The organism is uncultured Slackia sp., assembly GCF_934630525.1.
GTDB lineage: Bacteria > Actinomycetota > Coriobacteriia > Coriobacteriales > Eggerthellaceae > Slackia.
In genome coordinates this window covers 98190-120603 of sequence record NZ_CAKTVX010000003.1, presented here as the reverse complement: position 1 = coordinate 120603, position 22414 = coordinate 98190, and the positions used below count along the sequence as shown (strand labels likewise).

19 protein-coding genes are annotated in these 22414 nt (G+C 59.8%); 15 read left to right on the top strand and 4 right to left on the bottom strand.

The genetic code is table 11. The features are described from left to right. Window positions 1-182 precede the first annotated feature (182 nt). From Q0D41_RS03850 to Q0D41_RS03795, 12 genes are all read left to right on the top strand, one after another. Window positions 183-869, top strand: coding sequence for a cytochrome c maturation protein CcmE (locus Q0D41_RS03850; protein ID WP_294375461.1), 687 nt, complete (start codon window positions 183-185; stop codon window positions 867-869). Window positions 870-872: 3 nt separating this feature from the next. Next, window positions 873-3191 carry a heme lyase CcmF/NrfE family subunit gene (locus Q0D41_RS03845; protein ID WP_294375459.1) on the top strand — a complete coding sequence of 773 codons (2319 nt, stop codon included), beginning with the start codon at window positions 873-875 and terminating at the stop codon, window positions 3189-3191. A gap of 10 nt (window positions 3192-3201) precedes the next feature. Beyond that, window positions 3202-3915, top strand: a complete 714-nt coding sequence (locus Q0D41_RS03840) for an ABC transporter ATP-binding protein (protein WP_294375454.1) — start codon at window positions 3202-3204, stop codon at window positions 3913-3915. Beyond that, window positions 3916-4632 (top strand): heme exporter protein CcmB, encoded by a 717-nt coding sequence (locus Q0D41_RS03835; RefSeq protein WP_294375451.1) that lies wholly within the window; start codon window positions 3916-3918, stop codon window positions 4630-4632. Between the two features lie 403 nt (window positions 4633-5035). Then, window positions 5036-5800, top strand: coding sequence for a cytochrome c biogenesis protein (gene ccsA / locus Q0D41_RS03830; protein ID WP_294375446.1), 765 nt, complete (start codon window positions 5036-5038; stop codon window positions 5798-5800). After that, entirely contained in the window at window positions 5801-5992 is a 192-nt protein-coding gene (locus Q0D41_RS03825) for a heme exporter protein CcmD (RefSeq protein ID WP_281668170.1), read from the top strand. It begins immediately after the preceding gene. Between the two features lie 534 nt (window positions 5993-6526). Beyond that, window positions 6527-7345, top strand: a complete 819-nt coding sequence (locus tag Q0D41_RS03820; protein ID WP_294375442.1) for a UTP--glucose-1-phosphate uridylyltransferase — start codon at window positions 6527-6529, stop codon at window positions 7343-7345. A gap of 182 nt (window positions 7346-7527) precedes the next feature. Beyond that, entirely contained in the window at window positions 7528-8451 is a 924-nt protein-coding gene (gene rhuM, locus Q0D41_RS03815) for a virulence protein RhuM/Fic/DOC family protein (RefSeq protein ID WP_294375440.1), read from the top strand. A 172-nt stretch (window positions 8452-8623) separates the two neighbouring features. Further along, on the top strand, window positions 8624-8968 hold the full coding sequence (locus Q0D41_RS03810) for an HIRAN domain-containing protein (RefSeq protein WP_294375437.1): 345 nt from the start codon (window positions 8624-8626) through the stop codon (window positions 8966-8968). Between the two features lie 149 nt (window positions 8969-9117). Beyond that, window positions 9118-10416 (top strand): alanine racemase, encoded by a 1299-nt coding sequence (gene alr, locus Q0D41_RS03805; protein WP_294375434.1) that lies wholly within the window; start codon window positions 9118-9120, stop codon window positions 10414-10416. Between the two features lie 16 nt (window positions 10417-10432). Continuing rightward, complete coding sequence (locus Q0D41_RS03800; RefSeq protein WP_294375431.1) at window positions 10433-11038, top strand: uracil-DNA glycosylase; 606 nt, start codon at window positions 10433-10435, stop codon at window positions 11036-11038. 197 nt (window positions 11039-11235) lie between these two features. After that, window positions 11236-12543 carry a folylpolyglutamate synthase/dihydrofolate synthase family protein gene (locus tag Q0D41_RS03795; RefSeq protein ID WP_294375428.1) on the top strand — a complete coding sequence of 436 codons (1308 nt, stop codon included), beginning with the start codon at window positions 11236-11238 and terminating at the stop codon, window positions 12541-12543. Between the two features lie 181 nt (window positions 12544-12724). Here the strand turns inward: Q0D41_RS03795 and Q0D41_RS03790 are convergent, their stop codons facing one another. From Q0D41_RS03790 to Q0D41_RS03775, 4 genes are all read right to left on the bottom strand, one after another. Then, on the bottom strand, window positions 12725-14263 hold the full coding sequence (locus Q0D41_RS03790; protein ID WP_294375426.1) for a hypothetical protein: 1539 nt from the start codon (window positions 14261-14263) through the stop codon (window positions 12725-12727). 159 nt (window positions 14264-14422) lie between these two features. Continuing rightward, complete coding sequence (locus tag Q0D41_RS03785; RefSeq protein ID WP_294375424.1) at window positions 14423-15106, bottom strand: molecular chaperone; 684 nt, start codon at window positions 15104-15106, stop codon at window positions 14423-14425. 2 nt (window positions 15107-15108) lie between these two features. Continuing rightward, window positions 15109-15942 carry a hypothetical protein gene (locus Q0D41_RS03780; protein WP_294375421.1) on the bottom strand — a complete coding sequence of 278 codons (834 nt, stop codon included), beginning with the start codon at window positions 15940-15942 and terminating at the stop codon, window positions 15109-15111. A gap of 163 nt (window positions 15943-16105) precedes the next feature. After that, window positions 16106-17557, bottom strand: coding sequence for a helix-turn-helix transcriptional regulator (locus Q0D41_RS03775; protein WP_294375419.1), 1452 nt, complete (start codon window positions 17555-17557; stop codon window positions 16106-16108). A 299-nt stretch (window positions 17558-17856) separates the two neighbouring features. On the opposite strand from Q0D41_RS03775, the gene Q0D41_RS03770 reads away from it, so the two are divergent. From Q0D41_RS03770 to Q0D41_RS03760, 3 genes are read left to right on the top strand one after another with little or no spacing between them, the layout of a single operon-like run. Then, the gene (locus tag Q0D41_RS03770; RefSeq protein WP_294375416.1) at window positions 17857-20799 is read left to right on the top strand and encodes a molybdopterin dinucleotide binding domain-containing protein; all 2943 of its coding nucleotides are present in this window, start codon (window positions 17857-17859) and stop codon (window positions 20797-20799) included. Then, a complete protein-coding gene (locus tag Q0D41_RS03765) occupies window positions 20796-21419 on the top strand; it encodes a 4Fe-4S dicluster domain-containing protein (RefSeq protein ID WP_294375413.1) in 624 nt (207 codons plus the stop codon). The genes Q0D41_RS03770 and Q0D41_RS03765 overlap by 4 nt, the downstream gene beginning before the upstream one ends. A gap of 3 nt (window positions 21420-21422) precedes the next feature. After that, window positions 21423-22292 carry a DmsC/YnfH family molybdoenzyme membrane anchor subunit gene (locus Q0D41_RS03760; protein ID WP_294375410.1) on the top strand — a complete coding sequence of 290 codons (870 nt, stop codon included), beginning with the start codon at window positions 21423-21425 and terminating at the stop codon, window positions 22290-22292. The last annotated feature ends 122 nt before the right edge of the window (window positions 22293-22414 follow it).

Sequence of the window (22414 nt, the reverse complement as noted above, 5' to 3'; positions counted from 1 at the left end):
ACAAAAGGACCCGCCAGTTTTTGGCGGGTCCTTTTTTGTATGCTACAGAGTAGGAATGCCCTGCTCTTTTTTGATGCGGGGCCGCAATGCCCGATGGGGCTTTATTGAGTTACGGGCGCGCGCGTGCGCGTGCGCGCAAGGGGAGCGGCGAGGAAGCGCCGCATGGAAAAGGAGCGAAGCGAATGAACTCCAAAATGAAGCGCAGGCTCATTGTGGTCACGGGCGTCATCGTTGTGGTGCTCGCGATTGTTCTGGCCATTGTCGGCTCGAGCGGCGCAGCGAAAACCATCTCGGTGAAAGACGCCCTGGAATCCGATCTCGCCGGCGAGCGCGTGCAGGTTTCCGGCAACGTGGTCGACAACTCGTTTGCCACGGTCGACGGCGTGCTCACGTTCGACATTTACGATCCCGATGGGGGCGACCCGGCCCAGAAACTCCACGTGAGCTATGACGGCGCGGCTTCTTCGACGTTTGGCAACGGCGTGACCGCTATTTGCACGGGCAAAATCGTCGAGGGCGAAGGTGGCCTCGAGCTCGTGTGCAGCGAGCTCGTGACGAAGTGCCCCTCGAAGTACGAAAGCGCCACCGATGCGCTGAGCGTGATGAACCTTCTCGACTACGGTGACTCCATCATTAACACCACCGTGAAGCTCAAGGGCACCGTGAAGGCCGGCACGCTCACCTCGGCCGCCGAAAGCGGCGAGCCGCGCTTCGTGGTCGTCGACGCCAACGACGCCTCACGCGAAATCGCGGTCGATTACGACGGCGCGCTTGCCGACGGCATCGCCGATGGCACTTCGGTCGTTGTCACCGGCTCGCTGGAAGCCTCTGGCGCATTCAAGGCTACCGACGTCGCGCAGGAGGGTTAAAGCGTGTCTACTTTTGGTTTGTTTGGCCTGGTCATCGCCTTCGCGGGCGTGACCATTGGCTCTGCGTGCCTGCTTGTTTCGCAGGCGCTTCGCGGCAGCCGCCGCGCCTCTTCCGCCGACACGTTCGCGTGGGCGGGCGCTGTGGCGCACATTCTTGCGTTCGTCGCGCTCACGTTCTGCTGCGGCCTGCTCGTTTTCTGCTTCATGACGGGCGACTTCTCCATCGAATACGTGCTGCTCGAGCATTCTGAAGCGGAAGGCGCGCTCGGCGTGCTCTATCGCTTCGCGGGCCTGTGGGCCGGCCGTGAGGGCTCGCTGCTGCTGTGGGCATGGCTCATTTCGGCCTTCAACGTGGCTGTCGCCGTGCGCGTGATGAAGCACGACGAGCCCATCGACTGTATGGCGCTGCTCGTGTCGGGCCTCGTGCTCGTTGCGTTTGTGGCTGTCATGCTCTTCTCGGAAAGCAACATGCCTTTCATCGCGACCGCCGCGCCCTACATCGATTCTTCGGGCCGCCTCACGAACACGGGTTCCATGCAGGGCATGAACCCGCTGCTTGAGCACTGGGCGCAGGCCATTCATCCGCCTACGCTGTTCATTGGCTACGCGGGCCTCACCATTCCGTTCGCGTACGCCATCGCGGCGCTCATCGTGAACGATCCTTCGAAGAAATGGGTCGAGCGTTCGAGCCGCTTCGCCATGATTTCGTGGCTGTTCCTGGGCATCGGCATTGGCCTTGGCTGCGTGTGGGCCTACGTCGTGCTCGGCTGGGGCGGCTACTGGGGCTGGGACGCCGTGGAAAACGCCAGCCTACTTTCGTGGTGCGTGGCGCTCGCGCTCGTGCATAGCTTCACCGTGTACCGCAAGCGCGGCGCGTTTAAGCGCTGGTCGATTATGTGCGCGTGCATCACGTTTGCGTTCGTCATTACCGGCACGTTCATCACGCGCTCGGGCATCGTGCAATCGGTGCACGCCTTCGAGGGCGACCCCGTTTCGCTCGTGCTTTTCGGCGGCCTTATCGCGGTTTCGATGCTCGCGGGCGTTATTGGCCTGTTCGTTCGCTGGAAGAGCTTCTGCCCCGGCGAGAACGACGTTATGGAATCGTTCGCCTCGCGCGACGCCGCGTATTACTTCAACAACGTGATCATGATCGTGTTCACGGTGATCCTGTGCTACCTCACGGTGGCAAGCGCGCTGCCTTCGTGGTTGCCGTTCGGCGGCCAGAGCCTGTCTGCCGGCACGTACAACGCCATCGCGCGCCCGCTCGGCGTGGTGTACTGCGCGATTATCGCTGTGTGTCCGCTGCTTTCTTGGGTGAAAACCGACCCCAAGACGTTCTGGAAGAAGGCGCGCATCCCCGCACTGTGCGCGGTCGTGCTGTTCGTCGGCCTTATGTCGTATTTCGCGACCACGCTCTACCCGGCGTATGACGCCATCATTCAGGCGGGCGGCACCGAGGCCGAAGAACTCGCGTCGGAAGGCCCCATGTGGTACTACAACGGCATCGCCGTGGTGGGCTTCGCGGTGGCGAGTTTGCTGTTCTTCAACACGCTGTTCCTTATTGGCCGCACGGTCGGCGCGCGCGCGAAGGCCATGGGCAAAAACCCGGTGGCGGCGTTTTTCGCGAGCCTCGCAGCCGACGCGCCACGTTTCGGCGGCTACATCACGCACCTCGCGATGTCCATCATTTTGGTGGGCCTCATTGGTTCGTCGATGTACGTGACCGAGAAGGTCGGCTATGTCGACTTCGACCAGGATGCCAACACGGGCGGCACGTTCGTAATTGAAAACTACGAGCTTCGCTACTTGAACAACGAGGTGAACCAGACCGCGAACGGCAAGCAGATCGATTACTGCACTCAGTTCGAGGTGTACGACACGAATTCTGGCAACTATATTGACACCGTGTCGCCTTCGGTGACGCTGCAATCGGCCACGCAGCAGACCAAGCTCAACGCGAGCGTGATCAGCTTCCCCATGGAAGACTTGTTCGTGGTGTACCGCGGCGTGAACGATGCCGGCCAGCTGTCGATGGATGTGCGCGTGAACCCGCTCATCAGCTGGGTGTGGGTTGGCTTTGCGATGCTCGTTGTTGGTACCGGCCTTGGCGCGTTCGGCCGTCGAAAGCCTTCCACTAAGGTGAAGGCTGCGGCCCGGGCGGAAGCCGGTAAGGGCGATGCTCGTGCGGAAGCGTCCACGGGCGAGACGTGTGCGGAACAGGCCGCGAATAAGGCTGAAGGCGCTGCCGAGGCCGCGACCGAAACTGCGGCCGTGACCGATGCTGCGACGGCGACTAAGCCCGTGGCAACGGCGGAAGCGTAGGGCAGCAGCTATGGCAAACGCCATTGAAACGAAAAAGCTCACGAAGGTGTTCGGCGATCGCAAGGCGCTCGACAAGGTGTCGATCGAGGTGCCCGAAGGCGCGTTCCTCTCGATTTTCGGGCCGAACGGCGCCGGCAAAACTACGCTCGTGCGCACGCTTGCCACGCTTTCTCGCGCCACATCGGGCACGGCGTTCGTGGCGGGGTTCGACGCGAAGGAAGAGCCCGACAAGGTGCGCGAGCACATCGGGCTCATCTCGCATAACCCCATGCTGTACCCCGATCTTACGGCTATGGAAAACCTCATGTTCACCGCGCAGCTCTACGGCGTGGTGAACGCCGAGGAACGCGTGCGCGAGCTTTTGCGCGCGGTTGAGCTCGACCATCGCCGCTTTGACGTGGTGCGCACCTTCTCGCGCGGCATGACGCAGCGCCTTTCCATCGCGCGCGCCCTGATGAACGATCCCGACGTGGTGTTTCTCGACGAGCCTTACGCCGGCCTTGACCCCCATGCGGTCGAGATATTCGACGGTCTCATCGAGCAGCTGCGCGACGGGCGAACCTTCGTCATGGTGAGCCACGATTTGCAGAAGGGCTTCGACGTGTGCACGCACGCGCTTGTGCTCGCGCGCGGCCGCGTGGTGAGCTACGCGCCGAAGGAAGACATCGATTTCGAGCAGTTCCGCCAGCTCTATCGCGAGACCGTGGGAATGGGGGTGGCGTAAGTGGCCGTGAAAATGAAAAAGCCCTCCACCTGGGCTCATTACAAGGCGCTCTTGCGCAAAGACCTCGCCCAGGAGCTGCACACCAAGGAAATGATCACGTCCATGGGCCTGTATGCCCTGCTCGTGCTCGTGGTGTACGGCGCGTCGCTTGCCCAGGCGGGAAGCGAGCTCGATATTCAGCAAATGGCGGGCGGCCTTCTGTGGGTCGTGGTGCTGTTCACGAGCTTGCTGGGACTGAACCGCTCGTTTTCGCACGAGAAGGAAAACGGCTGTTTGGAAAGCATTTTGCTCGTGCCCATGGATCGCTCGGTGATTTTCTTGGCGAAGGCGACGGCGAACCTCGTGTTCCTGCTGATTGTCGAGATTATTTGCGTGCCGCTGTTCTTCTTCTTTTTCCTGGGAACGGTGGGCGCTGCCGAGACGTGGCCGCTTATGTTCGCGCCGCTTTTGGTGGGTACCATTGGCATTGCGGGCATTGGCACGCTGCTTTCGACCATCACCATCAACACGCGTGGCAAAGACGTGATGCTCGCGGTGCTGTTCATTCCGCTGATGTTCCCGCTTCTATGGGCGTGCGTTTCGGCGACCACGGGCGTGTTGGTTGGCGGCGAGGAAGTGATGGAGACGTTTACCACGTCAATGGCTTTGGCGGGTGGCTACGACGTCATCATGATTTTGGTGTCGTGGGTGCTTTACGACTTCGTCGTGAGTGCTTAGATCGTCTGGCGGTCGCGTGCGGCCCCGCGCGGGCTTTTCTGAAACCACAGCGGGCTACCGCTCGCTTTTGGCTCGCTATGCGCCCGCTTGACGGAGTTTCATTCTGGAGCGAAAAGCAGGAATGAACACCGACGGTTTCTAAAAAGCCCGCGCGGGGTCGCACGCGACCGTGATGCAATGTTCGCTCGCTGCGCGAAGCCAGGCCAGAGGGCCTATCCGGGTCGTCTGCGCTCAAGCTTGCTTTTATTCACTGCATTAAGCGCAGCCAGGTGAGCGCATAGTGAGCGAAGCGAACGGTAGCGAACCGTGGCCCCGGATAGGCCCTCTGGCCTGGCTTCGCGCAGCGGTACGATACGAATAGATGGTATACGTTGCTTAAAGCATACGAGGAAGGGTTGGTGACATGACCGACAAACCGTTTAAGGAACCCAAGGTTGGTGGCAAGCTTGACGCTGCCGTACCTTGGATGATGGCGGTGGGCACGCTGCTCGCCGTTGCGGGCTTCGTGCTCACGTTCACGTTGGCGCCGCTCGTCAACGGTGCGGCCGTGAGCGAGCCGCAGGTTATCGCGGGAACCGTGGTGGCCAATAAGCTGCTCATCTCGCAGAAGATCTTCTACTGGCATGTGCCGGTGGCCATTTCGAGCTTCGCCGCTGTGATGTTCTCCGCGTTCTACGGCGTTCGCTTCCTTATGACCAAGCGCGCTTGCTATGACGTGCGCGCGAGCATCTGCATGGAAATCGCGCTCGTTTTCGTGCTGTGTGTTATGGCCAGCGGTGAGCTGTGGGAGCGCTTCGAGTGGGGCGTGTGGTGGACGTGGGAGCCGCGCCTTACCACGTACTTCATTCTGATGCTCATGGTTTTCGCGTTCTTTATTCTGCGCAACGCCGTTGAAGACCCCGAGCGCCGCGCGACTTATTCGGCCGTGCTGGGCATTCTGATTTGCGTGGACGTGCCCATCTGCTTCATGATCACGCGCATCATTCCCTCGGGCGTGCACCCAGTCATCTTCCGCACCGATTCGGGCCTGTCGCCCGACATGCTGCTGCCGTTCTTGCTGTCGCTGTTCGGCATGATGCTCATCGCGTTCGGCCTGTACCGCCTGCGCCTGCGCACCCAAATCATGCAAGACAAAGTCGCCCGCCTTTCCGACGCATTGGAGGACTAAATGAATCCCGTTCTTTCTGAAATCTATTCCACCGTGCTTGGCGGTGCGCCGTACGTGATCGCTGCCTATGCGCTCATCTTCGCGATCCTCATGGTGTATGTGATCATGACCACCATGAAGCTGAAGAACACCGAAAAGAAGCTCGACGCGCTCGAGGAGCATGTCGAAGAGCTGCTGGCTGCGAAGAAATAGCGCGCTGGTCTGGGTTTTTGTGCATATGCGATTGGAGCGGTGGGTGCTACGGGCGCCCGCCGCTTTTTCTTTTCCGCGATGGGGCGCGCTTGGCGATAAGGGCTCCCGGTGTCCATTCGCGGCGTTGCTCGTTCGCGCTGGCGTTTGCTCGCGGTAATCATGTGCTGCGGTGGTTATGCCAGCTTGTCGAACATACTCGACAAAATGATGGGAGATTTGTCGACTATACTCGACAAACTGGAATCTTTTGCGATTTGCTCAGCGGAGGGACGTTGGCTTCGGGATTCGTGTGCGGGTTTTCCGAAGGCCATTTCTGCCTCGTCTGCGACTATCGTCGGTATTTGCGCGGCCGGCGCTTCTTTAAGCTCGTACGCCCAGGATTCGCCTCAGGATTCGCCCTCGCTTCCGCGTTGCGCTTGCGTGCAGCCTTTTTGGGCTTTTCCCGCTTGGCGTTCAAGTGTCGTACAATACACCCACGCAATCGAACGCGCCGCCGTTGCGCGGCGCGTCGTTTTCCCAGATAGGAGATGTACGTTGAAGGCTTTGATTCCCGCTGCGGGCATGGGCACGCGCTTCCTTCCCGCCACCAAGGCTCAGCCGAAAGAAATGCTGCTCGTGGTCGACCGCCCCGTTATTCAGTACGTGGTCGAAGAAGGCCTGGCGTCGGGCGCCGACGAGGTCGTTATCGTGAACAGCCGCGACAAGAAGTCCATCGAGAAGCACTTCTCGCCCGATCCGGAGCTCGTGGCAACGCTGCGCGCCCGCGGCAAAGACGCTTACGCCGACGAGGTCGAGCGTGTTGGTAACCTCAACGTTTCCTATGTTTACCAGGACGAGCCGCTGGGCCTGGGCCACGCGATTCATTGCGCAGCCGAGAAAACTGCCGATGAGCCATTCTTCGTGCTGTTGGGCGACGTCATCGTGCCCGACAACAACATTTGCCCGCGCATGCTCGAGGTTTCTCGCGCGCACGGCGGCGCAAGCGTGATCGCCGTGCTGCCCGTTCCCGACGAGCAGGTGCACCGCTTCGGCATCATTGACGGCGCGCCCGTCGAAGGCGAAGACGGCGTGTGGAAGGTGAACAGCCTGGTCGAGAAGCCGGCGCTTGAAGACGCTCCGTCGAACCTCTCGGTGTTCGGCCGCTATCTGCTTTCGGCTCGCGTCATGGAGCTTCTGGCCGACGCCAAGCCCACTGTGGGCGGCGAAATCCAGCTCACCGACGCGCTTGACGCGGTGCTTGACGAAGAGGAAATGTACGCTGTCGTCATTTCTGACGAAGACGGCTTCGACACCGGCACGGTCGAGACCTGGCTCGACACCAACAACAAGCTGTACGCCCGCAAGAACGGCTAAGCTGAAAAAAATATGCGAGCGAACGGGGCGCCATACGGTGCCCCGTTTTTTTTAGCTCCCTATCTTGTAGAGCAAAGGGCATCGATGGATAGTTGCGGTTTCGCAAGCTCATGGCAGAGGCTTTGCCTATATGCTATAATACGAACAGATGTTTGGTTATAGCGATGCGGGTTGGAGGCGAGATGGAAAACGAGATTGTGCTGTTCGAATCGGAAGACGATCAGGCAAAGCTCAATGTCGAATTCGACGGCGAAACGGTATGGCTGACAAAAGAACAGATGGCGGCGCTTTTCGGGAGAGACAGGTCGGTGATTTCCCGCCATATCTCTAATATTTTTAGGGAAGGGGAAATCCTCGAAGAAGGCAATGTGCATTATTTGCACATTGCAAATTCGGACAAGCCGGTCGCGTTCTACAACCTCGATGTCATCATTTCGGTCGGTTATCGCGTGAAATCAAAGCGCGGCGTCGAATTTCGCCGATGGGCGACAGGCGTGCTGCGACAATATGTGCTTGATGGCTATGCCGCAAACAAGCGCCGCCTTGCGCAGTTGGGGCAAATCGTCCAGGTCATGGACCGCATCCCGAACTCGCTCGAAGCGAGAGACATACTCTCGGTCATCAAAGCGTACACAGGCGCGCTCGACCTGCTCGACGACTACGACCATCAGCGAATCGCGAAGCCGAAGGGCCGCGCGGCGACGTACGTGCTCGATTACGACGAATGCCGAAGCCTTATCGCGTCAATGAGGTTCTCGCGCGACAGCGATCTGTTCGGCGTCGAGAAGGACGACTCCTTCCGCTCGAGCATCGCGGCGATCTACCAGGGCTTCGGCGGGCAGGAGATGTACCCGACCCTCGAGGAAAAGGCCGCGAACCTGCTGTATTTCGTCGTTAAGAACCACTCGTTCCACGACGGCAACAAGCGCATCGCCGCGGCGCTCTTCCTGTATTTCCTGAACATGAACGACGCGTTGTGGGCCGACGGCACCAAGCGTATTTCCGACAGCGTTTTGGTCGCGCTCACCATCATGGTCGCCGAGTCGAAGCCCGACGAGAAAGAGGCCATGGTGGCATTGGCTATGAGCTTCCTCTCATTGGGGTAGTGCGTAGCGCATGGCGGCAAGAGCAAGATGGAGCGAGGGGTGATCCGATTGGGCGTGGCCCTCGTGTTGTATGCGGCGTGCAATTTGGCCAGTTCTGTCCATTCTGTTGTACACGCGTGTGAACGAAACTGGCTAATATCGCTCCTATCAGGTGAATCGATAGGAGGAAGCCATGTATGAGCCGTCCAAAATCATGCAGTCGTTCTTTATCGCAGGGTTTCAATATCACGATGGCGCGCTGGCGCTCAAGAAGCTCAAGCCTGGCAAGAAACTCGAGCTCGTAGCCGAGCCCGACAACCCGCACGATCCCGATGCCGTGGCGATTTGCCGCAAGGGCGTGCATCTTGGTTATGTCCCCGGCGATAGCAACGCCGCTATCGCGCAGCTGCTGCGTTTCGGCCATGCCAACGTGCTTGAATGCCGCATTATGCAGGTCGACAAAAAGGCCGATCCATGGAAACAGGTGCGTGTGGGAATCTACGTCACTGACAATCGTAAACAGAAAAAGGCGGAATAGCCGTGTGCTCCGCGTTTGGGTAGGGCGCCCCGTTCGAGCGGGGGCGTTTCTCTTTGTGCATGGGCTGGTTTTCGAAAACGTTTACCCAGCACGCGCTTTCGCGCGGTATCCTACAAGTACTAATGGGATATGAAAGAGGAGCAGCCTCTATGAACGGATTCAATGCATTCGGCGCGCAGGTGGGCGGAAGCCGACCCGCCAAGCAGCAGGACGTTTCGAGCTTGCTGCGCGATGTGGCGCCCCTGGGTTCCCGCGCAGCTGCGAATGCGAGCGATTTTTCGCCTGAGCGCTTGGCCGAAATCGTCGAAAACGAGCGCCGTTGGTCATGGGTCGAGGTCGACCTGGGCGCTATTCGCAACAACATCGCCGTGGCCAAGCGTCGCCTGAAGCCTGGGTGCCGCTTGCTGGCCGTTGTGAAGGCCGACGCCTACGGGCATGGTTCGGTCGAGGTTGCGAAAACCGCGCTTTCTGCCGGTGCCGCCTACCTTGCGGTGGCAACGGTGCAGGAAGGCGTGAAGCTGCGCGAGGCGGGCATTACCGCGCCTGTGCTCATGCTTTCCGAACCTCCCGAGGCGGCTATTCCGCTGCTTTTGAACTACAACATCATGCCGAGCGTGTATACGGCCGAATTCGCCGTCGCCTATGGTGAGGCGGCCGACGCTCACGGACTGCGCGCGCCGTTCCATTTGGCGCTCAACACCGGCATGAACCGCATTGGTGTGCGCTTCGACGAAGCGGTCGAGTTCGTGCGCCAAATCAGCTTCCACCGAGCGCTTGAGCACGTGGGCACGTTCACCCACTTCGCCACGGCCGACTGCCCCGAAACGCTCGATTTCAACATGCAATTCCGCCGCTTCACCGAGGCTATTGCCGACATGCGCGTGGCGGGCATTAACCCGGGCATCGTGCACTGCGCGAATTCCGCAGCGCTTTTGCGCTACCCCGATACGCATCTCGATATGGCTCGTTTCGGCATCTCGCTGTACGGTTTCCACCCGTGCCCCGAAACGGTGGGTTATTTCGATTTGCGTCCGGCCATGAGCGTGCACGCGCGCATCACGAACGTGAGCCAGCCTCCCATGAGCGAAGGCGTGAGCTATGGTTTGCATTACCGTTCCACCGGCAGCGTGAAAATTTGCACGCTGCCCATTGGCTACGCCGACGGCTACAATCGTGCGCTTTCGAGCCGCGCACAGGTCATTTACAACGGCCAGCTTTGCAACCAGGTGGGCAATATCTGCATGGATCAGTGTATGTTCGAGGTCGATATGCGCAGCCGCGGCACACGTCCGCGCCTTGACCCGCAAATCGGCGATGAGGTGCTGCTTGTGGGCGCCCAGGGCGGCGCACGCATCACGATTGACGATATGGCGGAGCAAATCGGCACTATTCCGCATGAGCTGTGCTGCGCGTTCGGCCTGCGCATGCCGAAGGTTTACACGCGCTAAAGAAGGCGAGGGCGCCATGGCCATAGTGAACAGCCATTTTGCAACGGTGCAGGCGAAGGAGGGCGAAGATTCCGCCCAACTTCTGGCCGATATCGAAGGCGTAATTGGCCAGTGCCGCCGCTGCGCTTTGTGCGAGGGCCGCACGAATGTGGTTCCGGGGTTTGGCAACCCTGCCGCCCGCGTGATGCTCATTGGCGAAGCGCCCGGCAAAAACGAAGATTTGCAGGGGCGCCCGTTCGTGGGCGCAGCGGGGCATTACCTTACCGATTTGCTGGCGCTTGCGGGCCTTTCGCGTGACGAGGTATTCATTGCGAACGTGCTGAAATGCCGACCGCCGTCGAATCGCGACCCACATCACGATGAAATTGCCACGTGCACGCCGTATTTGCGCGATCAGGTGCGTGCCATTGGGCCGGAATTCCTTGTAACCATGGGCAACTTCTCTACGAAGTTCATCCTGAAAACCGAGCGCGGCATTACGCGCTTGCACGGGCAGGTGACCATGGCGGGGCGCTTCAAGGTGTTCCCCGTGTACCACCCCGCGGCGGCGCTGTACGATCCCACGAAGCAGGTGGCTATCGAGGCCGATTTCCGCCGCTTGGGCGAGCTGCTGAAAGGGTAGGGCGCGCGTGGCGCTCGGGCTGCGTCGTGCGCGCGGCAGGCCACGGTTCGCTACCGCTCGCCTTTGGCTCGCCATGCGCTCACCTGATGGTGTTTTCATTTTAAAATAAGTGCCGAAATGAACACCGACGACCTGTTGCGCACGCAGCCCAGCTCGAGTGCGACGCAGCGAAAGCGATTTTAAAAAGGAACTAACGCATGACTGAAGAATTCGACCCGAAAGTGTACCTGCAGCAAGGCGCGTGGCGCGACGTTCGCCTGGGGCTGCATCGTACAGAAGAGCTGCTCGAGCGCCTGGGCCGCCCGCAAGATCGCCTGCGCATCGTGCATGTGGCAGGCACGAACGGCAAGGGGTCGACGTGCGCGTTCACCGCGGGCATTCTGCAGGCGGCGGGCTACAAGGTTGGCCTGTTCACCTCGCCGTATGTGCTGCGTTTCAACGAACGCATTCAGGTGAACCGCGAAGATATTTCCGACGAAGATCTGCTCGCTGTGGCGCTTGAGGTGCGCGAAGCGGCCGAGCAGATGGACGAGCAGCCCACGGCGTTCGAGCTCATCACGGCGGCGGCGCTGCTGCATTTTGCGCAGGTCGGCTGCACGGCCGTGGTGCTTGAGGTGGGTTTGGGCGGTAGGCTCGACTCCACGAATGTCGTCACGCCCGAGGTGTGCGCCATTGCTTCGATCGCGCTTGACCACACGCATGTGCTCGGCGACACCATCGCCAAAATCGCGCACGAGAAAGCCGGCATCATCAAAGCCGGTATTCCCGTGGTGAGCTACAGGCAGAAGCCCGAAGCCGAGGCCGTTATCATGCAGCGTGCTCGCGAGGTGGGCGCACCGGTGAGCGTGCCGCGCTTCGGTCGCATTCATGCGCATGCGGAAGGCCTGCACCAGGTGTTTTCTTATGATGGTTTCACCGATGTGCGCTTGAAACTCGCGGGCACCTATCAGCCGAACAACGCCGTGATGGCTATCGAAATTGCGCGCGTGCTGCGTGGACGTGGGTTCGAGATTTCCGACGAGGCCATTAAGGCGGGTCTCGAGGCCACGGTGTGGCAGGGCCGCTTCGAGGTGGTGCGCGAAAACCCCACGGTGATTGTCGATGGTGGCCATAACGAACAGGGAGCCAATGTGTTGGCGGCGAGCCTGCGCGAGTATTTCCCGCAGGGCGGCGTGACGTTTGTGATGAACGTGCTGCGCGACAAGAACTACCAGGCCATGATCGATGCCACGTTGCCGCTGGCGGCGCGCTACTTCTGCGCCGAGCCGCCCGAAAACGAGCGCGCGCTGCATGCCGACGAGCTGGCCGATGCCATTCGCGATCGCGAGCTCGAGTTCGAGGGCGTGCACGACTACTGCGTGCAGCGTTTGCAGGTGCAGGCTTGCCCGTCAATCGCCAATGCGGTTGAAAGCGCCGTCGAAGCCGCCGGCCCCGACGGCGTGGTGTGCTGCTTCGGCTCGCTCTACGCCATCGCCGACGTGATGTCCGCGCTGAAGGGCTGTTAGCCTGCCTACCTGCTTGCCGCCTGCTCAATACCCAATCAATGCTGCGAGCGTTGATTGGGTATTTGAAACCGGATTGTGTGATTGCGACGGAGCTTTTGACCTGCTCAATGCTCCTAGCATTGAGCAGGTGGCGGCAACCAAGCATTTAGCGAGCCTTGAACAGGTTCTCTGCGTCGACGGCTTATTTTCCGAGTACGGCGCTGGGCTGCACTTTAGCCACGCGCACGCCTTCCATAATGGAGATGCGGTCGACGCTGAGCTTGAATTTCTCGGCGAGCGAGGCGTCGATGAGCTCGAACCCGGTTACATATGCCGCACCCTCGCAGCGCGAACACGCGAAGGCAAGCACGTTGGCCTCGCGAGCGATAATGCGGTCGCGCTTGTCGGGCATGGTTTTGGTTGGATCGAGGGCGCTCGGCCTTGGCGTGAACCCATTCACCATGCCGCTTGCGATAAGGAGTTGCGTATCGGCGTCGGCGACATCTTCCAAGCACCCCACGCGCACGCCTTTGCTGCTCCACGGGCGCATCGAGATTGCGCGACGCAGGCACGCGATCAAGTCCCTTGCCGAATCCCCATCGGCCGGCTCAAGCATGGCGGCAAGCGCTTCTTCCGTCTGCTCGGCGGCGTCGGCGTTGGGGCAAACGTGAGAGCACAGGGCGTCGATGAGTGCCTTTCCGCGAAGCTTTTCAAGCACTGGCAGTTCGCTGCTCGCCATTTCGAAGCGGTTCATGACGTCGAAAAACGCCCGGTTGCTGCAATCGAGTTCCTGCTTGCCATGCTCGCGTAGCTCATTGAGGCTTTCGATGAAGCCGAGCGAACGCTCGCGTCCAAAGCGCCAGAGCGCGTCAAAGAATTCGTTGTGCGCCATATGAACGCCGAAACCGCACCAGCAGCGCCATGCGGTTGCGTCGCCCGGGTCGGCGACAAGGGCAAGCAGCGTTGCGGCCTGCGCAGCGCTGCTCGCCTCGAATGAGGTGATATCGCCGTGCAAAGGCGCGTCTCCCGTGCGAAATGCCGCAGGAATGCCCTGTTCGCGAAGCGCCCGCGCCACGCCAGTAGCCCATGCGCCATTGGGCACGGCGATAAGGGCGCAGCGGGCGTCGACGCCGTTGGCGAGAGCTTCGGCAACAGTACGGCTGATAAAGGCGAATTCTTCTTGAGGCGTTTCGAAGAAACGCTTCTCGGGCGTTTTCTCTGTGGCGCTCTTTATTTCGAGCTTATCTACGATTGCCTCAACGGGCGCGCAGGGGTAGTCTTCGGCCGCGGGTACGTTCGGTTCGTCGATTGCGGTGCCGCTCACGTTGCCCCTCGCGGCGAGTGCGCACATCTCTTGGGTCGCGCGGCTCATGAGATGCGCATCGACGAGCGTGATTTCGTCTATGTCGAGTGCATCTGCGAGTTGCGGGTTGGCTTCGAGCAGCGCACACGCGACGCCGGGTGCCTCCCATTCGATCATGGCGCCTTGGAATTCGAGCGTTTCTTTTAAATAGCGATGCAGCTGGCACTCTTCGCCCGTAATAAGCCAGCCTTCGTCCATGTCGGCGCGGTCGGCCCAGCTTTTATAGAAGAATTTGAGCATCTCGTGCATGCGCTTGGGCGCAATGCCAAGAAATGCCAGGTCATTCATCAGAAATTCAAGTTCATAGCTTTGAAGCAGGCGTGGGCGGCGGTTGGTAAGGCCCATGTCGTGCGCTTTGCCGATGATTTCCAAGGCCAAATTGAGCCCTTCATCTGGCTGTATGGTTCGTGAATTCATTCGTGCTCCTCGGTAGTCACGGCGCCTCGAACTGCCCTGCAAAGGAAGGACGGCCCCCGTACATATAGAAAAGCTATGCATGCCGTCCTCCCTTTGCAGGGCAGGCCGTGTGGCGCGCTGTTAGTCGTCGTTTTCTTCGAACAATTCGGCGAAAAACTCGTCATCGATGCCTAGGAAACCCTCGGTGACATAGGCCAGGCCCAGATAAAAATCGGTTTTCGCGAATCGAGCCAAATCGGCGGTCATCATGGGCACCCAGGCAAGCAAGTGGTCGGTAAGGAAATTGCGCTGAACCGTAAGCTCGGTCTCGGCCTCTTCGGCGTCGCCTGCGCGGAATGCGTCGGCGGAACGCGCGGCCATGGTCGCCATGAACTCGAGCTCTACCGCTACGTGGTCTTCGCCCTCTTTCCATGATTCGCGCTTGTCCAAGTTTTGGCTTCGGTAAATCGCAAGCACCATGTCGCGCGCTCCCATCATCATGAGGCGTTCGCGGCTCGTGTACACGCTTTCGTAGGGGTAGGCGCATGAATACGAATCGTTGCCGTGGCCAATGAATGAGCGCACGTAGTCGATTGCCAAATCGGTCAAGGTGTTCGGCCAGGTGTTCGACATGAACTTCGCCATGCGCATGTAGCCTTCGTCGAGCTTCGCGTTGCCGCTTCCGTAAGGGAAGCTCATATGCTCGAGCTCGTTGAGCAGGTCTTCGTCAATTTCGCTTTGGTACAAACGCGAGAGGAATTGGTAGGTGTTGGCGCGGCTTTCGCATGCGTCGGCAAGCTGCGCGTAGATTTCGCTTTCCGTCATGGTTAGTTCTCCTCGTGCTCGTTGATGTTGGCAAGCGCCGTGCGGCCCATTTCAGTAATAGCCCACGTTTTGCCGTTCCATTCGATTGCGTCGTTGGCTTCAAGGCGTTCTGAGAAATGCATGGCGAAATAGCGCGGGTTTTGCACGAGCGGGTCGTGGTCGATTGCTTCGCCGAGCGCTGCGGTGGTTGCTCCGTTAGCCTCGCTGCACAGGGAAAGCACGCGCGCATAAATGGGAAGGTATTGCGGCTCTTCTTCGAGCATCCCATGTAGGCGCGAGGCTGGGTCGTCGGCCGCGGCAACCTGAACGCCTTCGGCGGTGGCGGTCCAATAAACCGCAGGCGGCTCGACGGGCACGAGGCTCTTCGTTCCGTCGGCGTTTTCGACCACGGTGGGTTCGAAAGAACCGGTGGGGTAGGGTTCGCCCGATTCGGTGACGCGCACAAGGGCGCCAGCGTGCTCGAGCACCGCGCACAGGTTCGCGCTGTTGAAAACGGTTTTGCAATTCTCTTGAATCGATTCGACCACGCCTTCGACCTCGTCGAAGCGCGTGATTTTGCCATTGCAGGCCTCGATAATCGCGAGCAGCTCTTTGCGGCGCGGCGCCATTTGCTTGAGTACTTCGGCGATGCGTTCGGCGGGCTTAAGAGCTTCGAACGCCGCCTCGGCCGCCTGTTCCTGGGCGAGGTGGCTCGCCGTTTGTGCCGCGATATCTTCAGGCCCGATGGGCTCGGTATCTTCGGTGGGCTGCACGGGGTCGTCGGGCATTTCGTCGTGCGCAACATCGCGCGCGCCCAAATCGAAGCCGAGGCCAAACCTGGATTGCGATTGTGCCATTTGGAAAATCTCCTCACATAGCGAAGGCAATAAAAAAGGCGCGCCCGCAGAGTGCAGGCAACGCCCAAATCAAGCTATGTGCACGACCGAAAGCGGTCGTTTTGTATCCCCGAAGCGCTACTCTAGCGGCCTTGCGGGTGCGCGTCAAGCGCCAATTTACGATTTACTCGTCGTTTTTGCCGTATACGACGTCGAGCATTTCTTGGCGCGTGTGCACGCCAAGCTTGCTGTAGATGTTGCGTACGTGCGTGTTCACGGTGCCCTCCGCGATATACAGCTCTTCTTTCACGCGTGCGGTTGAGCGCCCCTCGGCGAGCAGGAAAAACACGTCGCGCTCGCGCGGTGAGAGCTTGCAGGCGACGGCAATGCGCTCGCAAGCATCACGAATCTGGATATTGTCGCTTTGCCGTTTCTGCTTTCCCTCATCGTCGTCGTGCGTTGTGTTGAAGCGATGCAGCACAACGAAAATGAAAATCATGAGCGCCACCACGGCCTCGCATAGCGCGAACACGACGACCCCCATTATTTCGGACACCGCGTCGCCGAGCACGAATGCCGCAATGAGCCCGCCCGCGATGTCGGACAGGCCGAAAGCGACGCGCGCGATGAGAAACGTGCGAATGGGCGGCATGTTAAACGAGATCGCCAGGGCCACAGTGCCCGCGACGAGTACCAACTCTTGGCTCACGAGTCCCACGTTGTAAAATGTGTCGCTTGCGGTTTGGGTTCCTATGCACATGACGGGCACGAGGAACGTGAGAATGGCAAGAATGGGCACAGCGAACAGGGCTATCAAGCCCTCGGGCCGTGTTTCCTTTATGAAAGCCCCCAAGGCAATGAACACGATGATGTTCGTGATGAAATAGAACAGCGACTCGGTATCTTCGAAGAAGAGGATCGAGCCGGTGGGTATGGCGCTCAGTATGCCCTCGAGAAGGCCGATGGTCGCGATGAAAACAACAAAAACGGCCAGGCCGCTTGCAGGTTTTATTCGCGAATGCTCGCTTGTGCCTGGTTTGAGCGCCACGCTTAAATTCCCCTTGCCCAGGCTTGCCACCGAGTAGTCGAGCGCGATGACGTTAGATAGGGCGAGCGTGATAACGGCGACGTAGTACAGCTCCATGGGAACAAAGCAGATATCGACGCAGGTCACTGTGACCACGCACAAGATGAAGGGGAGGTTTGCGCATGTTTGACCGGGAGTCATGCGCGCGAACACGACGGCCCAGAGACTCGCTATGACGCATGATCCCATGCCTGTGATAACGCCGGCGCCAATAAGGGCGGGCATGCTTTTCGTGATTTGCGCTGCGCAATACAGCGCTGTGCCGATGAGGGTGGTAAGGCCCGCGACCATAACTCCGCTTCGGCAGTAGAACACATCGAGCAGTTGCTTGGGCGCGGCGATGAACGCGAGCGAGACGCACACAAGCGAGCAGAACGAAACGAAATAAAACAGCGAAATAGGCGTGTCATACATGCTCATTTCGCTCAGCGCAGGTGCATGGTACATGAGCAGAAAGAGCCATGCGATATGAAAAGTTATTCCCATGAGTTCGGGGCGTAATTGCCCCAGCGCGACGAACGGATTTTGCCGCGCGATGCTTGCTGCCATAGCTTCCCCTTAATTATTCACGGCTGAGTATGATTGCCCGTAATCCCCTGGGCTCGTCTCAACCGATCGATGATGCAATTATACAAAACCCCGCGTCAATATGCTCATAAGAAACGTATTAGGAGACTTTTTACGAAGCATATTACTCATAAATCATAGGATTCTCGAGTTATCCAGCTTGAGATTCTGGAGCACTATGAGCGCTGCCCCAAGCTATGTATCCCCGTACAAAACCTTGAGGAAATGCCCGCAGGGGGAAAGCGGGCGACAATGTATGAAAAGGGGGAAAGATGACAGCCATGAACCTGACGAGGCGCAGCTTCACCAAGCTCGCCGCTATCGGCGCTGCCGCATGCGGATTTTTCGCATCGGGTGCGACGAAGGCGCTCGCCGAAACTCACGACGCTGCGTCGAAATCGGAGGGGATCACGAAGGTCCGCTCCTGCTGTCGCGCATGCGGTAAAAACGAGTGCGGCGTCTACGTCGTCGTCAAGGACGGCCGTGCGATTCGCGTCGAGGGCGACGCCGATACGGCCTTCCACAGCATGGGCAATTCCTGTGCGAAAAGCCAGGCATCGCTTCAGGCGGCTTACCATCCCGATCGCAACTACTACCCGATGAAGCGCACCAACCCGAAGGGTGCGAGCGATCCGGGTTGGGTTCGCATCAGCTGGGATGAGGCCTATGACACCATCGCCGAAAAATTCCAGGAACTCAAAGAGAAGTACGGCCCTGAATCAATGTTCTTCATGGGCGGCACGTCGCGCATTTGGACGCAGCACGCCTATGCCGCATGGCTGCAGCTCGTGGGTTCGCCGAACGCGGTTACCGCATGGCAGATCTGCAAAGGCCCGCGCCACATGGCTACCGAGATGGTCGATGAGTTCGCCTGGTCGTGGATGGCCACGACCGACCGTCCGCGCGTGTTCGTCGCATGGGGCACCGCGACCGAGATTTCGAACTACGACGAATCGGCCCGCGCTACGGTCGACATCGCGAAGAACGCAGACTGCTACATCACCGTCGACCCGCGCCTGACCAACCTGGGCCACGAAGCGAACATCCACCAGTACCTCACGCCCGGCACCGACGGCGCTTTGGGCTTGGCCTGGACGAACGTCATTATCGAGAACAAGCTGTACAAGCCGCTCTATGTGAAGCGCTGGACCGATGCTCCGTTCTTGGTCGTCGACGGCATGGAGCCTTCCGAGGGCCCCGCGACCGACCACAAGGTAACGTGGGCTCCCTGCAAACCCATGATGACGCGCCTTTTGAAGGAAAGCGACATCAAAGAAGACGGCAGCAAATACCGCTTTATGGTGTGGGATACGCTCGCTGGTACCGATGACGCCCATCCGCTGCATAAAAACGACGAATCGGGCCACCTGACCTTCTTCGATTCTGAAACCGGCTTGTGGGAAGACGAGCCCGATGTCGAGTGGGATCAGTTCTACGAAAGCCCCCAACCGAACTTGCCCAAGGGCGTCGTTCCCGGCCGCATCGCCAAGGAGAGCCCGTTCAACCCCGACATCGATCCCGCACTCGAGGGCGAGTACACCGTCACGCTGAAAGACGGCAAGACTTATTCGATGAAGCCGGTGTGGGAGCACTACAAGGCAACCGCTGCCGAGTGGACCCCCGAGAAGGCCGAAAAGGTCACGGGTGTGAAGGCGGAAGACATTCGCAAAGCGGCGCTTACCTGGGCGACGCCCATTGACCCGTCGACGGGCTATGGCAACGGCGGCCTTCAATACGGCCTTGCCCCCGAGCATGCCTGCAACGCCATTCAAAACAACCGCATCTTCGACGCTTTGGTCGGCATCACGGGCAACCTCGATACCCCTGCCGGCAACCGCGGCCCGTCGTTGGGCAGCTTCGCCGGCGTCGACGATGCTCAGCCGACGATTTCTTCGGGCCATGGCGAGGGCATCGATTGGTCGCTGTTCACCGACAAGATTTGCGGCGTCGAGAAGATTCCCACCCTTGGATGGTGGCAGCAGTGGGCCGACGCAAACTCGGTCGTCCACGCGATGCTCACCGGCGATCCGTACCCGATTCGCGGCGGCTTGTGCGAGGCTTCTGGATTCATGAACCAGTCGAACTCCACCGATTATTGGAATGCGCTGTGCAGCCTCGATTTCTTCGTGGTTCAGGATTTGTGGAAGACGCCGACCGCTGGCGCTGCCGACATTCTTCTGCCAGTGTATCACTGGATGGAAGTCAACTGCCCGCGTCTGTCGCAGGGCTCCACGGGTGCCCAGGGCGCGACGTGCCGCGCCATCGAGCCGCCTGCCGAGTGCCATTTCGACGTCGACATCGTGCTCGATGTGTACAAGCGCATGGGCGTGCCTTGGTATGACGACCCCACCGCGTTCGGCTTTGAACCCGATCACTATTGGCCTTCGGTCGAGGACCTGTATGCCGTGACGCTTGGCCGCGACTGGGAAGGCTATAGCAAGGAATTCCAGGAGCGTGGCTGGTGGGACTGCCGCGCCATCAACCCCGAAGTGTGGGGCACCTATCGCCGCTACGAGACGGGCCGCGTCTGCGCCATTTACGGCCCCACGCCTGCAGGCAACCCCATGAAGGGCTTCGACACCCCGACGCACAAGCAAGAGCTGTGGTCGACCGTCATGGAGACCTACGAGCCGTCCGGCAAGTACAACCTGCCGAACTGGCAGCCCACTCCATCCACCGAGCTCGGCGGCTACGACAAGCTCGACGAGTATCCGCTGCTCATGACCACGGGCCGTCGTATTCCTGTGTATTTCCACAGCGAACATCGCCAGCTGCCGTGGTGCCGCGAACTGTGGCCGGCTCCGCGCTGCGAGATTAATCCGGTCGACGCCGAGAAGCTTGGCATCGAGCAAGGCGATTGGGTATGGATCGAAAGCGAGCACGGCAAGGTGCGTCAGACTGCCGATTTGTACTACGGCATCGCCCCCGGCGTTATCAACTGCGAGCACCAGTGGTGGTTCCCCGAGCTCGATCAGGCCGATAAGGGCTTCGGCCTGAGCACCATCAACGCTTTGGTGAACCCCGATGAATATGACCCGATTTGCGGCGCGAGCCATCTGCGCGCCTACAACGTGAAGGTCTACAAGGCGACGCCGGAAAACAGCCCGTTCGGCAACCCCGTGCCTTGCGGCGAAGACGGCACTGAAATCATCCACGATTCCAGCGACCCGCGCTTGAAGCTGTGGGAGCCCACCTATGATCAGAATGTGAGGGATGCGAAATGACGCAGTACGCGATTGTGACCGACTGCAATCGTTGCATCGGCTGCCTGGGCTGTTCGGTCGCCTGCAAGGCGATCAACGGCGTTCCCACGGGCAACTTTTGGAATAAGACCTTGCGCGTGGGTCCCAACCCCACCGAGGGCGGCAGCGGAAACTTCCCCGATGTCGAGATGTATTTCATGACCGTCAGCTGCCAGCATTGCGAAAACCCCGAGTGCGTCAAGGTATGCCCCACGGGCGCTTCCTACAAAGATTCTGACGGCACGGTGCAAATCGACAAAGAGAAATGCATCGGCTGCCAGTTCTGCGCGATGGCGTGCCCGTATGGCGTGCGTTACCTCAACGAGGAACAGCACGTCGTCGAGAAGTGCACGCTGTGCCAGCAGCGCTTGAAGGAAGGCGAACTGCCCCAGTGCGTCAGCCAGTGCGGCGGCATCGCCCGTTTCTTCGGCGATTTGGACGAAGGCATCGAAACCTTCAAGGGCGCGTGCGACAAAACGCTGGGCGACTATCTGGAAGATTTCGACGAATCTGACGTGCACACGCTTAAAGACGTTGGAAACAAGCCGAGCGGCCGCTATATCCTGCGCCGCATGAAGTGGCGCGCTGGAGAGGGGGAATAAGCCATGGAGATTCAAATTCCTTTGGTTCTGTTCACGACGCTTCTCGCGTGGTCGGCGGGCATTTTCGCCTCGCAAGGCATTTTCGCCATTAAAAAGCAGGGCGCGAAATGCCAGATGGAGTGCCTGATCGCAGCGCTTGTCACTCTGGCTGTGGGCGGCATTGCCGTTGTGTTCCACTTGGCGCAGCCGCTGCACATTTTCAACGGTTTTGGCAATCCCACGTCGGGCATCACCCAAGAGCTTGTTGCCATCGTGCTTTTGGGCATTTGGATGGTCGTCTACTTCGTGATGATTCGCCAGTCCGACGACGGCAACGTGCCCGCGTGGTGCGGCGCCATCGCGATTGTGCTGGCTTTGGTGCTCGATTGCGTCATGTCGCACAGCTACATGATGGAATCGCGCCCGGCATGGAACAACATCATGCAAATCGTGTCCATCGTGGGCGCGAGCTGCATGGCCGGTCCTGCCACGGTGGCGCTCATCGCCGCAATTAAGGGCGACGAGTGCTCCATCGCCAAGCCGCTGGTGGCTGCGGGCGCTGTGATTGGCGCCGCGGTGAATGTCGTGTATCTGTTCGTCATGAACTCCGTTGCCAGCCAGTTCGTCGATCTGGGCAACTATTTCGACCCCACGCATCCCAACCATGCGATGCAGAGCGTGAGCAATGTCTCGATTTTCGCTGCGGGCTCGATTGCGCCCACGATCGTGACCATTGTCGCCTTGATCGCCGTTGTTGCAGCTGCGCTCATCGGTGCGAAAAAGGGCGAATGGAAGGTGTGGGGCGTCGTTGTGGTTGTTGCCGCGCTCGTCGCCGCCTTCGCGTTGCGCGTAACGTTCTACACCATGGGCCATGCGGCTCTGATGTTCTACTAATCGACCCATTCCTGCAGATGCGGTTGGCGCTCCGGCTCCGTTTGAGCGAATCGGGCGGCTCCGGGCGCCCCGCGGAAACTTCCGGCTTGCGGCCCTTTCCTTCCAACCACCTCCCCGGTTGA